This is a genomic window from Kitasatospora sp. NPDC093806 (assembly GCF_040683335.1).
Taxonomy (GTDB): domain Bacteria; phylum Actinomycetota; class Actinomycetes; order Streptomycetales; family Streptomycetaceae; genus Kitasatospora.
Window position 1 is genome coordinate 1 of sequence record NZ_JBFBDO010000155.1, and the last position, 12,928, is coordinate 12,928.

The 12,928-nt window shown below is 75.2% G+C and carries 15 protein-coding genes; 6 read left to right on the plus strand and 9 right to left on the minus strand.

Annotated elements, in window-relative coordinates:
- The 5 genes from AB0N76_RS37010 to AB0N76_RS37030 all read right to left on the minus strand — a co-directional run.
- A partial coding sequence (locus AB0N76_RS37010) for a sigma-70 family RNA polymerase sigma factor (protein ID WP_363565041.1) occupies positions 1 to 288 on the minus strand: 288 nt, incomplete at its 3' end.
- Between the two features lie 190 nt (positions 289 to 478).
- The gene (locus AB0N76_RS37015) at positions 479 to 1,393 is read right to left on the minus strand and encodes a CAP domain-containing protein (RefSeq protein ID WP_363565043.1); all 915 of its coding nucleotides are present in this window, start codon (positions 1,391 to 1,393) and stop codon (positions 479 to 481) included.
- A gap of 263 nt (positions 1,394 to 1,656) precedes the next feature.
- Positions 1,657 to 3,627, minus strand: coding sequence for a protein kinase (locus AB0N76_RS37020; RefSeq protein ID WP_363565045.1), 1,971 nt, complete (start codon positions 3,625 to 3,627; stop codon positions 1,657 to 1,659).
- A complete protein-coding gene (locus tag AB0N76_RS37025) occupies positions 3,624 to 4,535 on the minus strand; it encodes a serine/threonine-protein kinase (RefSeq protein WP_363565047.1) in 912 nt (303 codons plus the stop codon). The genes AB0N76_RS37020 and AB0N76_RS37025 overlap by 4 nt, the downstream gene beginning before the upstream one ends.
- Positions 4,536 to 4,656: 121 nt before the next feature.
- Positions 4,657 to 5,169, minus strand: coding sequence for a GNAT family N-acetyltransferase (locus AB0N76_RS37030; RefSeq protein WP_363565049.1), 513 nt, complete (start codon positions 5,167 to 5,169; stop codon positions 4,657 to 4,659).
- Between the two features lie 228 nt (positions 5,170 to 5,397).
- On the opposite strand from AB0N76_RS37030, the gene AB0N76_RS37035 reads away from it, so the two are divergent.
- The 5 genes from AB0N76_RS37035 (at position 5,398) to AB0N76_RS37055 (ending at position 9,542) form a co-directional block, all read left to right on the plus strand.
- Positions 5,398 to 6,945 (plus strand): ATP-dependent DNA ligase, encoded by a 1,548-nt coding sequence (locus AB0N76_RS37035; RefSeq protein ID WP_363565051.1) that lies wholly within the window; start codon positions 5,398 to 5,400, stop codon positions 6,943 to 6,945.
- A gap of 194 nt (positions 6,946 to 7,139) precedes the next feature.
- Positions 7,140 to 7,358 (plus strand): ferredoxin, encoded by a 219-nt coding sequence (locus AB0N76_RS37040; RefSeq protein ID WP_363565064.1) that lies wholly within the window; start codon positions 7,140 to 7,142, stop codon positions 7,356 to 7,358.
- Between the two features lie 71 nt (positions 7,359 to 7,429).
- On the plus strand, positions 7,430 to 8,641 hold the full coding sequence (locus tag AB0N76_RS37045; RefSeq protein WP_363565052.1) for a cytochrome P450: 1,212 nt from the start codon (positions 7,430 to 7,432) through the stop codon (positions 8,639 to 8,641).
- 233 nt (positions 8,642 to 8,874) lie between these two features.
- Positions 8,875 to 9,036, plus strand: coding sequence for a hypothetical protein (locus AB0N76_RS37050; protein ID WP_363565053.1), 162 nt, complete (start codon positions 8,875 to 8,877; stop codon positions 9,034 to 9,036).
- Positions 9,037 to 9,233: 197 nt separating this feature from the next.
- Positions 9,234 to 9,542, plus strand: a complete 309-nt coding sequence (locus AB0N76_RS37055) for a hypothetical protein (protein ID WP_363565066.1) — start codon at positions 9,234 to 9,236, stop codon at positions 9,540 to 9,542.
- 48 nt (positions 9,543 to 9,590) lie between these two features.
- Here the strand turns inward: AB0N76_RS37055 and AB0N76_RS37060 are convergent, their stop codons facing one another.
- The 4 genes from AB0N76_RS37060 to AB0N76_RS37075 all read right to left on the minus strand — a co-directional run bounded on the left by AB0N76_RS37060 (position 9,591) and on the right by AB0N76_RS37075 (position 11,547).
- Positions 9,591 to 10,514 (minus strand): hypothetical protein, encoded by a 924-nt coding sequence (locus AB0N76_RS37060; RefSeq protein WP_363565054.1) that lies wholly within the window; start codon positions 10,512 to 10,514, stop codon positions 9,591 to 9,593.
- 132 nt (positions 10,515 to 10,646) lie between these two features.
- The gene (locus AB0N76_RS37065) at positions 10,647 to 10,931 is read right to left on the minus strand and encodes a DUF427 domain-containing protein (protein ID WP_363565056.1); all 285 of its coding nucleotides are present in this window, start codon (positions 10,929 to 10,931) and stop codon (positions 10,647 to 10,649) included.
- A 98-nt stretch (positions 10,932 to 11,029) separates the two neighbouring features.
- On the minus strand, positions 11,030 to 11,266 hold the full coding sequence (locus AB0N76_RS37070) for a DUF6296 family protein (protein ID WP_363565058.1): 237 nt from the start codon (positions 11,264 to 11,266) through the stop codon (positions 11,030 to 11,032).
- 44 nt (positions 11,267 to 11,310) lie between these two features.
- Positions 11,311 to 11,547: a DUF2277 domain-containing protein gene (locus AB0N76_RS37075; protein ID WP_363565060.1), complete on the minus strand. Its 237-nt coding sequence runs from the start codon at positions 11,545 to 11,547 to the stop codon at positions 11,311 to 11,313.
- A 152-nt stretch (positions 11,548 to 11,699) separates the two neighbouring features.
- On the opposite strand from AB0N76_RS37075, the gene AB0N76_RS37080 reads away from it, so the two are divergent.
- The coding region (locus AB0N76_RS37080; protein ID WP_363565062.1) for an MFS transporter at positions 11,700 to 12,928 on the plus strand (1,229 nt) is incomplete at its 3' end.

A 12,928-nucleotide genomic window follows, 5' to 3' on the forward strand; every position in this document is an offset into this window, starting at 1 on the left:
CGCCTGCTGCTGGCCGGTCGACCGGCGGCGGATCTGGTTCATGGTGATCGCGACCAGCCAGGACCGGAACGCCTCCGGATCGCGCAGCCCCTCCAGGCCGTCCAGGGCCCGGATCATGGTCTCCTGCGCGACGTCGTCCACGTCGGCGTGGCCGTTCAGCGCCCGCCCGGCGACGTTGTAGACCAGCGGGAACCAGGTGGCGACCAGGGCCTCCTTGGCCTGCGGGTCGCCGGCCTGGGCCGCGAGCACAAGGGTCGTCCCGGTCCTGCTCTGCACGTCAACGTTCATGGGTCCGCACTCCGTCTAGCTGTCGTCCGTCCGCCGCTGCCTCCTCGGAGACCTCTGGGGAATGCTCAGATAACAACAATTCGCGCGGATTCGGAAAATCGGAGGTCGGCGGGGGTGCGGCGGGGTGCCGGCCGGGCGGTGGCCGGCCGGCACCCGACAGCGGGAGGGTGTGGGAGGGACAGGCCCCCGGTCAGGACGGCGAGGCGAAGACCTGCGTCCACCAGGGCCCGCCGGTGCCGGTCCGGACGCCGACCCCGATCTGCTTGAAGGAGCAGTTCAGGATGTTGGCGCGGTGGCCGGGGCTGTTCATCCAGGAGTCCATCACCGCCGCCGGGTCCTTCTGGCCGCGCGCGATGTTCTCGCCCCAGCTGCTCCAGCGGTAGCCGGCCGCCTCGATGCGGTGGTCGGCGTGGTAGCCCTCGGGGCTGGCGTGGTCGAAGAAGTTCCGGTTGGCCATGTCGTCGCTGTGGACCTGGGCGGCCGTGTTCAGCTTCGCGTCCGCGGTGAGCGGGCCGCAGCCGGCCTGCGAGCGCTGGACGTTGACCAGGTCCACCACCTGCTGGGCGAAGGAGGTGTTCGCCCCGCCGCCCGGGTTGGTGGTGGCGGTCGGGCGCGCGCTGGTCGCGGAGGGCTTGGGGGCGGTGGTGGCGGGCGCCGGGGCGCCGCTCGGGTCCGCCGGATCGGGGGCACCGGCCGCGGTGGCGCCGCCGGTGCCCGGGCTCGCGGCGGGGTTGCGCGGCGTGCCGGAGGCGGTGGCGGGCGCGGCCGAACCGGACCGGCCCGGCGTCGTGGCGGAGGCCGAGGGCGTCCCCGGGGTCGCGGCGGCGGTGGTCGCCGAGGCGGACGGCGTCGGCTCCGCGGTGGCCGCCCGGGCCTGGTCGGTGGCGGTCGGACTCGCCGCCGCGGCCGCCGCCGGGTCGACGTTGCCCGCGCCGGGCACCTGGATGCCGTCGTGGTCGCCGGCCTCCGCCGCGATCATCGGCTCGAACGCCACGGCCTGCGGACCGGAGTCCGCCACCTCGTCACCCCGGTAGACCGCGTACCCGGCGCCGGCCAGCGCGGCGAGCACGCCCGTCCCGGCGACGGCCGCGACCACGGCCACCACCGGCCCCACACCGCGGCGCCGTCGCCCGCGGCGCCCCTGGGCCGCCTGGCCCGCTTGGCCGCGCCGCCGTTCCGCGGCCCGCCGCGCGGCACGCCCGCCGGCATCGCCGGGGCGGCCGGTCGCGGGAAGGATGGTCGTCCGGTCTTCGCTGTTCACCTGCGCACGCTTCCTGTGTCCGGGTCCGTCGGGGAGTGCCGACACCTGGGAGATCACGGGGCGGCGACCGGATAACGGAAAAGTGCGAACTGATTTCCGAACGGTTCTCAAGACGGGAGGGCGACCGCGTAGACGCCGTCGGTGCACGGTACGTAGGCGACGCCGTCGCTGACGGCCGCGGGCTCGGCGATGCCGTAGTTGGGCTTCCACTGCCAGACCCGCCGGCCGTCGGCGATGTCGAGGGCGAACAGCAACTCCTCCCCGTTCGTCCCGGTCGACTGGCAGGTCACGACCACGAGATCCCCGTGGACCGCAAGGCCCTGCGGGTCGCGATCCGGGTTGGTGTGGAGCCAGACGAGGCGGCCGTCGCGGGCGTCGAGCGCGACGATGAACGTCTCCCGGTAATCGGCGTCCGAGAGCGCGGCGATGACCAGTCCGCCCGGCCCGACGATCGGTCCGACCTTCACCCAGAAGTCGTCCTGCCACAACCACAGCCGACGGCCCGACCGGGTGTCGACGGAGCCGATCGACCGGACGTCCGCGAAGAACGCCCGACCCTCGGCGGTCACGACAGCCGTCCTCCCGGTACCGCCCTCGCGCGATTCCGCCGACCAGAGTTCGCGCCCGTCCTCCAGGTCATGACCGCGCAGGCCGGGGGTCGTCCTGAAGACCACGACGTGCCCGTCGACACCGGCCCTGGTACTGGAGACCATCCCGCTCTCGTACACCCACAGGTTCCGCCCGCTGTCGATGTCCAGGGCACGGACGGTGTGATGGAAGGTCGAGACCAGTACCCGGCGACCCACGCAGGCCGGAGCCGTGTCACTCATGTGCCCGAGATCGCGCTGCCAGCGCACCCGGCCCGTACCGAGCTCCATGGCGCTGATCCGGCCGAGGCCGTCGAGCGGTCCCTTGCAAACGGAGACCACCATGCCGCGATGGACGGCCGGTATCCAGTAGAAGCCGGCCTTGTCCCGCCGGGACCAGCGTTCCCGGCCGGTCCGCGAGTCGAGTGCCGCGATCGTCCCCCGCCAGTCGGTCGCCACCACCATCCCCTCACCGACCGCCAACGGACCGCAGGCCGTGAGCGGGTGTCGCCACAGGACCGGGTCACCCGGACGCCCCGGCCGATCCCTCGGTCCCGGCACCGTCGGGGCCGCCGCGCCGTCCTCGGTCGGCGTGTCCATTTCGGCCACCGCGCTGTCCTCCACCGGAGCGGGTACCCCCGAGCCGGGCACGACCGCACCGCGCAGGACGTCCCGGACCACCCCGGCCGTGGCGGGGCGGTCGGCCGGGGACTTGGCGAGCAGGCGCAGCACCAGCTCCGCCACCGGCCCGGGGATGTCGGGTCGCCGGACGGCCGGTGACGGCGGCTCCTCGTACACGTGGGCCTCGGTCACCTCCATCGCCGATCCGGTGAACGGCTTCCGCCCGGTCAGCAGCTCGTAGAGGATGCAGCCCAGCGCGTAGAGGTCGGCCCGGGCGTCGACCTCCTCGCCGAGCAGTTGCTCGGGGGCGGCGTAGCCGAGCGTCATGATCGAGGCGCTGGTCAGCGAGAGCCGGGTGAGCGTCCCTCGGCGGAAGCGGGCGATGCCGAAGTCGCAGATCTTCACCCGGCCGTAGGCGTCGAGCACCAGGTTGCCGGGCTTGAGGTCGCGGTGCACCACGCCGAGCTCGTGGGCGTGGGCGAGCGCGTCGGCGACCTCGGCGCCGAGCCGAACCGCGTCGGGCACGGTCAGCGGGCCGCCGGCGGTGTCGAGCAGGGTGCGGACGTCCGGGCCGGCGAGCAGTTCCATCACCAGGTAGGGCACCTCGGCGTCGGCGTCGACGTCGTGGACGGTGATGATGCCGCGGTGGCGGGCGACCGCCGCGGCGCGGGCCTCCCGGCGGAACAGGTCCCGGTCGTCGCGGCCGGGGGCGCCACCGGTCCGGATCAGCTTGACCGCCACCGGCCGGTGCAGCCGCTGGTCGAAGGCCTTCCAGACGGTGCCCATACCGCCCGTGCCGAGCCGGGCGTCCAGCCGGTAGCGGCCGCCGAGAAGGGTGCCGGTCTCGGGTTCGTTCGTGGGAACCGTCATCTGCTCCGCCCTCCGCTCGCGCCGCCGACGCCGGGCAGCGCTCCCCGGCCGGACTCCATCACCTGTGCCAGAGCCTCGACCACCTCGTCCGCGTGGGCGGGCCGTTGCTCCGGGTCCTTGGCCAGCAGCCGGAGCACCAGGTCGGTCAGCCGGTCCGGGAGCGGCCCGTCCGGCCTGGTGGGCGGGGCGGGGGCGATCCGGCGCTGCTGGAGCAGGATGCCCCAGACGGTGTCCGCCAGGAACGGCGGCCGGCCGACGAGGAGCTCGTAGCCGATGCAGCCGAGGGCGTAGAGGTCGGTGCGGTGGTCGACCTCCTTGCCGATCGTCTGTTCGGGCGACATGTAGGCAGGCGTGCCCATCGGCACCCCCGACTCGCGGAGGGTGTCGCCGTCCGCGAGTTCGGCGGACCGCGCGATCCCGAAGTCGCAGATCTTCGGCTCGCCCTGGTCCGTGATCATGATGTTGGCGGGCTTCAGGTCGCGGTGGACGACGCCGCGGTCGTGGGCGTGGCCCAGTGCGACCGCCGTCCGCCGCAGGATCCGGACCGCCCGGCCGACCGGCATCAACTCGACTGCCCCGGACGCCCCGGCCCGCCCGGACGCCAGCTCGGCGGCCAGGTCGCGCCCGGGCAGCAGCTCCATGACCAGGTACAGCGCGTCCCGGTCGTCGCCGAAGTCGTGGATCGCGGCGATGCCCGGGTGCTGGAGGTTGGCGGCGATCCGGGCCTCCCGGCGGAAGCGGGTCACGGTCGTCGGCTGGTCCCGGTTCCCGGTCAGCAGCACCGTCTTGACGGCGACCCGGCGCCCGAGCCGGCCGTCCTCGGCCTCCCAGACGGAACCCATCCCGCCCTGGCCCAACTCCCGGATCAGCTCGTAGCGGCCGCCGATCCGGTCCCCCGCCTGCGCCAAAGACGTCTCCTCCCGCCAGCAGGGATCGTACAGCGCCGGGCGACCACTCCCGGCCGAATGGTCCGGGATCCGATCACTTCTGTCGGACCGTCATGATCCTTTATTGGCAGGTGAGTTGACTTCAGGCGCCGGCCGGGGGCATGTCATAGGTGACGAACATGGTGCGGGTGGCGACCTGGTCGTACTTGCTGCGGGCGCGGTGGTTGTCGTCGGCGGTGATCCAGCGGACGGTGTTCCAGCCGCGCTCGGCGGCGATCTCGCGCAGCCGGGCGAGCAGCAGGTCGACCGCGCCGCCGCCGCGGACGGCGGGGGCCACGAACAGGTCGTCGAGGAAGCCGGCGACCGCACCGTGCAGGGGGCGGACGAAGGGGCGGTAGTGGGCGAAGCCGACCGGGGTGCCGTCGGTGTCGCGGACCAGCAGGCCGTCGAGTTCGTGGGCGGGGTCGGTCAGCCAGGACCAGACCAGTTCGGCCTTCTCCTCCGGCATCGGCACCTTGTAGAACTCGCAGTAGCCGCGGAACAGCTCGCGCCAGGCGGCGAAGTCGGCGCCGGTCGGGGTGTCGACGGTCCAGCGGGCGGCGGCGGTGCCTTCGCTCGTGCTCGCGCCGAGCGTGGCGGTCGTGGTGGGCGTCATCGGGGCCTCCCCGGGTGGGTGGAACGTGGGCGGAACGGTGATCGCGGGCCAGCATGACGGCCCGTTGGTTCGCCGCCGATCGACAGCACGGCCAAGAACGCGGCGGCCGCGCTCCACTGTGGCAGGCGGGCATGTCCGGCGGGCGTGTCCGGCGCGCGCCACCGGCCCGTGTCGCCGATCCTGGACCCCTCCCCGCAGCTACCCCGCCCCCGCCCCGAGGAGCCCCCGATGCTGCTCCGCCAGTTGGCCCTGACCTCGCGCGCCGTGGCCGCCGAGCCCGGCCGCCGGGCCAAGACCGAGCTGCTGGCCGAGCGCCTACGCGCGCTCGGCCCGGACGAGGCGCCGGCGGCGGTCGCGCTGCTCTCCGGGGAGTCGCAGCGGCTGCGCACCGGCATCGGCCCGGCCGCCCTGCGCGAGCTGCCGCCGCCCGCCGCCGACCCGGTGCTCGGGGTGCGGGAGGCGGAGCGGGCGCTGGAGGCGATCGCCGCCGTGCACGGCACGGGCGCCCAGGCCGAGCGGCACCGGCTGCTGGCCGAGCTGTTCGGGCGGGCCACCGACGCCGAACAGGCCTTCCTGCGCGCGGTGCTGGTCGGCGATCTGCGCCAGGGGGCGCTGGACGCGGTGGTGGCCGACGCGGTGGCGCTGGCCGCCGGGGTGCCGGCGGCGGCCGTGCGCCGGGCGCTGATGTTCCGCGGTTCGGCGCGCGCGGTCGCCACGGCGGCGCTGACCGGCGGGGAGCCCGCGCTGGCCGCGTTCCGGCTGGAGGTGGGCCGGCCGGTGCGGCCGATGCTGGCCGCCTCGGCGCCGGACGTGGGTACGGCGCTGGACCGGCTGGACGGCCCGGCGGCGCTGGAGTGGAAGCTGGACGGCATCCGGGTCCAGGTGCACCGGGACGGCCGGGAGGTCGGGGTCTTCACCCGGTCGCTGGACGACATCACCGGCCGGGTGCCGGAGCTGGTGGAGGCCGCGCTGGCGCTGCCGGTCCGCTCGGCGGTGCTGGACGGCGAGGCGATCGCGCTCGGTCCGGACGGCCGGCCGCGGCCGTTCCAGGAGACCGCCGCCCGGACCGCGGCGCGCCGGGACCCCGAGCGGCTGCGCGCCGAAGTCCCGCTCAGCGCGCACTTCTTCGACCTGCTGCACCTGGACGGCGCGGAGCTGGTGGACCGCCCCGGCCGGGAGCGGTGGGCCGCGCTCGCCGGGGCGGTCCCGGCGGAGCTGCGGGTGGCGCGCACCGAGACCGGCGACCGGGACGAGGCGCTGGCGTTCTTCCGCGCCGCCCTCGCCCGCGGCCACGAGGGGGTGCTGGTGAAGGACCCGGCGGCCGACTACCGGGCCGGCCGGCGCGGCGCCGGGTGGATCAAGGTCAAGCCGCGGCACACCCTGGACCTGGTGGTGCTGGCCGCCGAGTGGGGCAGCGGGCGGCGGCGCGGCTTCCTGAGCAACCTGCACCTGGCCGCGCGCGCCGCCGGGGAGCCGGGGCTGGGGCCGTGGGTGATGCTCGGCAAGACCTTCAAGGGGCTCACCGACGAGACGCTCGCCTGGCAGACCACCGCCCTGCTGGCCCGCGAGGTGGAGCGGGACGCCTGGACCGTCCGGGTGCGGCCGGAACTGGTGGTGGAGATCGCCTTCGACGGCGTGCAGCGCAGCCCGCGCTACCCGGCCGGGCTGGCGCTGCGGTTCGCCCGGGTGGTGCGCTACCGGCCCGACAAGAGCCCCGCCGAGGCGGACACCATGGCGGCCGTCAGGGAGCTCGCGGCCGCCGAAGGTATCGTCTGACAACCGTCTGACTTCCCATCAAACTCCGTTTATCCCACAGTCGTTCACGACCATAGGCAAACCGGCCAATCTTCGCGAGTTGGCCACGTACTCTTCGTGTGCGACGGGAGTCGGCGCTAGGTTGGCACCGACAACGGGGGCGGCACGGCCCGGGTGTTCCGGTGCCACCAGGGAGACACGGAGAGGTGTCCGACATGCAGGTGAGCGTCGATCGGGACCGTTGCTGCAGCTCCGGCCAGTGCGTCATGACCGCGCCGGAGGTCTTCGACCAGGACGACCGGGACGGCCTGGTGAGAGTGCTCCAGGCCGTCGTGCCGTCGTCCTGGTCCGCCGATGCGCGCCTCGCCGCCCAGCTCTGCCCGGGCGGCGCGATCACCGTCACCGAGGAGGACGGGGCCGGCCCGGCCGCCTGACTCGTCCAGGCCGCGGCCCGCCCGTCTCCCGCCGCCCGCCCCGTGCGGCGGCTTCCCGCGAGGAGACCACCTTGAGCACATCCACCGCCCCCGCCACCCCGCTCCCGGCCCCGCACGACAGCGGGTGCCCGTTCGCCCCGCCGCCCGCGTACACCGAGGCGGCGGGCCACGGCCCGGTCAGCCCGGCGAAGCTCCCGGACGGCTCCTCCTGCTGGCTGGTCACCGGCTACCAGGAGGTCCGCACGGTGCTCTCGGACCGCCGGTTCAGCGCCGACGCCGCCCATCCCGCCTTCCCGTTCTTCGCCGAGGGACGGCGCGAGCTGGTCGCCGCCAACCCCACCTTCCTGCGGATCGACGACCCCGAGCACGCCCGGCTGCGCCGCATGGTCACCCAGGACTTCCTGGTCAAGCGGGTCGAGGCGATGCGCCCCGGCATCCAGCGGATCGTGGACGAGGCGCTCGACCGGATGACCGCCCACGGCGGGCCCGCCGACCTGGTCGCCGGGTTCGCGCTGCCGGTGCCCTCGCTGGTGATCTGCCTGCTGCTCGGCGTCCCCTACCGGGACCGGGAGTACTTCCAGGAGCTCAGCCGGCTGCTGCTCACCACGGCCGCCGACCGCAAGGACGTCACCCGGGCGCAGAACGAACTGCTCGACTACCTCGGCGGCCTCGCCGAGCAGAAGCGCGCTGACCCCGGCGACGACATACTGAGCCGGCTGGCGGTCCGCGAGGACCTCACCGCGCGGGAGACGGCCGCGACCGGGCTGCTCCTGCTGCTCGCCGGTCACGAGACCACCGCCAACATGATCGGGCTCGCCACCGCGCTGCTGCTGCGCCACCCGGAGCAGGTCGCGCGGCTGGCCGACCCGGCGGCGGTGCCCGGGGCGGTGGAGGAGCTGCTGCGGCTGCTGACCATCGTGCACACCGGGCTGCCGCGGGTGGCGGTGGAGGACGTCGAGCTGGGCGGCACCCTGGTCCGGGCCGGGGACGGGGTGATCGCGATGCTGTCCACCGCGAACCGGGACGACGGGCTGTTCGGCACCGAGGGCCACCTGGGCGTCGACGAGGTCGACCTGCATCGGGACGCGCGCCGGCACCTGTCCTTCGGGTTCGGCGTGCACCAGTGCCTGGGGCAGCCGCTGGCCCGGGCCGAACTGCAGATCGCGCTGGCCACGCTGTTCCGGCGGCTGCCGGGGCTGCGGCTGGCGGTGCCGGAGGAGGAGCTGGAGTTCCGCACCGAGGCGCTGGTTTACGGGCCGAGGTCGCTGCCGGTCACCTGGTGACCCGGCTCTCGGTTCCCCGGCTCTCGGTTCCCCTGCCCTCGGTTTCCCGATCCTCGGGACGGGGTCCGGTTGGCCGTGGCCGGGGTGCGGGGGCAGGCTGGAGGTGCGACACCGAGCACCGGCCCGGTGGCCGCCCGGGACCGCGACGTACCGCGGCGTACCGCGACGTACCGCGGGACGCCGGGACACGGCGGGCCCGGACGCCCCGGCCGGCCGAGGAGACGGAGCCCGCGATGACCGACATGAGCGCACGCTCCGAGGTGAGCGTCGACCGCGACGAGGACGTCCGCGCGGCCGACCCCGAGGAGGGCATCACCTCGATGCAGAACCTGCACGCGCAGGACACCTCGCAGGCGGAGGGCGATGCCCTGGAGGAGCCGGGGGCGAACGGCTGAGGAGTGCGAGACCGAGGAGTTGCCACGAGGCCGCCCGCTCGCCGGGCGGCCTCCGCGACCGCAGGTGTCGCTGCCCTGGCGGCGGCGGACCGGCGGGGGAGGATGGGCGCATGACCGAACAGCAGCAGGGCACGGCAGGGCGGTACTCGGCTGGGCAGGGCCCGGCGGCACCGGGCGGGACGGGCGGGACCGGGCCGGTGGAACCACCGGTCGATCCCCGGGCCTCGTGGGCCACCTGGACCACCCAGTCGATCATCAGCGGGCCGGGCGGGGTGACCACCGTGGAGATCGGCCCGATCTCCGGCGACCTCACCGTGCACACCACCTGGGTGGACGGCGAGGCCAGGCTCACCGTGCAGTACACGGGGGCACTGGACTGGTACTCGGTGGCCGGGAGCCCGGTGCCGGCGGCCGACGAGGCCACGGCGCGGGCCGTCCACCAGGCGATGGTGAACGCCGTCAAGGCCGGCCGGGGTGCCGGCGCCCCACCCGCACCGACCGGCTGACTCCCCCGGCCCGCCCCCGAGCCGGATGCCGGGGGCGAAGGCCGGTGGTCAGTCGACCGACGGCCGGTCGGCGGGCCGCCACGGCGGGGCCGGTTCGGCGGCCGTCCAGTAGCCCGGGTCGACCGGCCGGCGGTCGCGCAGGTCGGCGCGGACCTCGCGGGCCAGCTTGCGGGTGTCGCGCAGGTTGACCGTGGCGCCGATGCCCGCGCCGACCAGCAGCGGGGTCAGCGAGGGCAGGCGCCGCAGCGAACTGCGGGTGAGCCGGCGGCGGACCTGCTGGCGCACCTCGGCGCCGAGCGCCATCGCGGCCAGGCCGGCCGGCTTGGCGAGCAGCGAGGCGTCGATGCCGCGCCGGTTGGCCCAGGCGCCGACATAGGCGCCGGCCCGCTGGGTGGCGGTGCCCGGGGCGGGGAGGCCGTAGACCTCGTGGAGCTCGGCGATCAGTTTGATCTCGACGGCCGCCACGGCGAGCGTCTCGGCGGCGATCTCCACCGGCATCGCGGGCGGCACCGGGAGCATCGCGGCGGCCCCCACGCCGGCGCCGAGCGCGCTGGAGGCCCGGCCGGCGCCGGTGGTGATCAGTTCGGCGAGCTGTTCCGGGTCGGTGGCGCCGGGGTGCTGGGCGCGCAGGGTGGCGAGGTCGCGGATCGGGATCCGCGGGGCGGCCTGGAGCAGCTGGTCGGCGAGGGCGCGGCCGCCGAGCGCGGCGCCCTTGGCCGCCACCCGGCTGCCGGTGCCGAGCCGGCGGGCGATGTCGGTGACCAGCCGGGCGCCGAGCCGGCTGCCGCGTTCGGTGGCCTTGCGGTACTCGGCGAGCCGGCCGGTGGCGCCCCCGGCCGGTGCACCCGGTCCAGCCGGCTCGCCGGGGGCGGCGCGCTCGAGCTCCTCGACCAGTCCGGCCAGCTCCTCGGCGACGCGGTCCGGGGTGGGCTCGGGCTGCCCGGGGCGTCCCGGTTTCCTGAAGATTGCCATGCTCTGCCGGTACCCGGCGGGGCCGGACGGTACGCGCCGGGGACGTCCGGGTCCTGCGACTGCCCGGCCACAGCCCCGCGACAGCCCATCGGCGCTCCGGTCACGGCACCCGGCGGCTCCCCCGGCGGACGCTCACTCGGTGATCTCGACGCCGCGCCAGAACGCCACCCGCCCGCGGACGTGCTCCGCCTCGGGCAGCGGGTCGGCGTAGTACCAGGCGGCGTCCGGGTTGCTCTGCCCCTCGACGTGGATCGAGTAGTAGGCGGCGGTGCCCTTCCAGCCGCAGAAGGTGGTGGTGTCGGACGGCCGCAGGTACTCGGCGCGGACCGAGTCGGCCGGAAAGTAGTGGTTGCCCTCGACGACGGTGGTGTCATCGCTCTCCGCGATGACCGTGCCCTGCCAGCGCGCTGTGGTCATGCGGGCGATTCTGCCGGACGGCGCACGGCCGCGTCAGCGATTCGGCCGTTCAGGCGTTCGAACGTTCCGGACGCCGGGCTGCGCAGCGGCGGCGGGCCTCAGGGCAGCGGCTCGGCGTGGACCGGGAAGTGCGGGGTCTGGTGGCCGCCGCTGGCGATCATCCGCACCTCCCCCGCGTCGCTGATCTCGGCCCGGACGATGCCGCTGGCGTCCTCGTACACCGGGTGGCCGCCGGGGCCGGTGGCGCTGGTGCGGGAGACCACGACGACGTCCTGCGGGGCCTGGGTGCCGGGGGTCCCCGGAAAGGTGAGTGCGTAACGGGTGGCGGTGCTCATCGCCGACCTCCTGGTCCCTGCGGATCGGTACCGCCGGACACGTCCTAAGCCGTCGCGCGGGCGGGCCGGGCGGAGGCGCCACGGACCTCCAGCTCGCCGAGCAGGCGGGCGGTGGCCTCGGCGACGGCGTCCACGGCCCGGTCGAAGGCCTCCCGGTTGTGCGCGGCCGGGGCCCGGAAGCCGGACACCTTCCGCACGTACTGGAGCGCGGCCGCCCGGAAGTCCTCCTCCGTGGCCTCGGGCGTCACGGGTGGTCTCAACGTCTTGATACTGCGGCACATGCACCCAGTCTCGCGCGCCGACGGCGAGCGGGCGACCCCCGTTCCCCGTCCGTCACCGCCCGGCCACGGCCGTCACCCGGCGTCGTCACCCGAACGGATTAGGATTTCGGCCGAACAATCCTGACTCCTCCCGTTCCTCCCGGAGCTCCCCCTTGCCTCTCGCGCTGGTCGCCCTGGCCGTCACCGCCTTCGCCATCGGAACCACCGAATTCGCCGCCATGGGCCTGCTGCCCCAGGTGGCCGACGGTCTGCACGTCTCGATACCCCGGGCGGGCTGGCTGATCTCCGCCTACGCGGTGGGCGTGGTGATCGGGGCGCCGCTGCTCACCGCCCTCGCCGCCGGACGGCCCCGGAAGGCGGTACTGGTCTCGCTGGCCGGGTTCTTCGCGGCCGGCAACCTGCTCTGCGCGCTCGCCCCCGACTTCTGGACGCTGGCCGCCGCCCGGCTGGTCACCGGGCTGCCGCACGGCGCCTTCTTCGGCGCCGGGGCGGTCGCGGCGGCCGAACTGGTCGCCCCGGACAAGCGGGCCCGGGCGGTGGCCGTGATGTTCTCCGGACTGACCGTCGCCAACATCGTCGGGGTGCCCGCGGCCACCCTGCTCGGCCAGCACCTGGGGTGGCGGGCGACCATGCTGGTGGTGGTCGTGATCGGCACGGCCGGTGCGGTGGCGATCGCGCGCTTCGTCCCGCCGCTGCCCTCCCCCGCGCAGTCCGGTCTCCGGCACGAGCTGGGCGCCTTCCGCAGCGGACAGCTCTGGCTGGCGCTGGCCACCGTGGTCTTCGGCTGCGGCGGGTTCTTCGCCTGCTACTCCTACATCACCCCGCTGCTCACCGAGGTCTCCGGCTACGCGACCGGGTCGGTGACGCTGGTGCTGGCGCTGTTCGGGGTGGGGATGACGATCGGCAACCTGCTCGGCGGGTACGCGGCGGACCGGGCGCTGCGGCCGACGGTCTGCGCCGCCTTCCTGCTGCTCGCCGCCGTGCTGGCACTGTTCGCGGTGACCGCGCGGGCCGAGTGGTCGGCGGCGGTCACGGTGGTGCTGGTCGGGCTGTTCGGCTTCGCGATCGTGCCGGCCGTGCAGACCCTGGTCATGCGCGAGGCGAGCGGCGCTCCGACGCTGGCCTCGGCGACCGTGCAGGGCGCGTTCAACCTGGCCAACGCCCAGGGCGCGTACTTCGGCGGGCTCGCGCTGGACGCCGGGCTGGGCTGGACCTCGCCGCCGCTGGTCGGGTCCGGGCTGGCCGCCTCCGGGGCGGTGATCGCGGTCGGCGCCTGGGCGGCCGACCGCCGGGGTCGCCGGGCACCCGCCCTCGCGGGCGGTGGTCACCGAGCGGGAGATCCGCAGGGGCTCGGCGAGCCGAAGCCGTACGGTGCGGACGT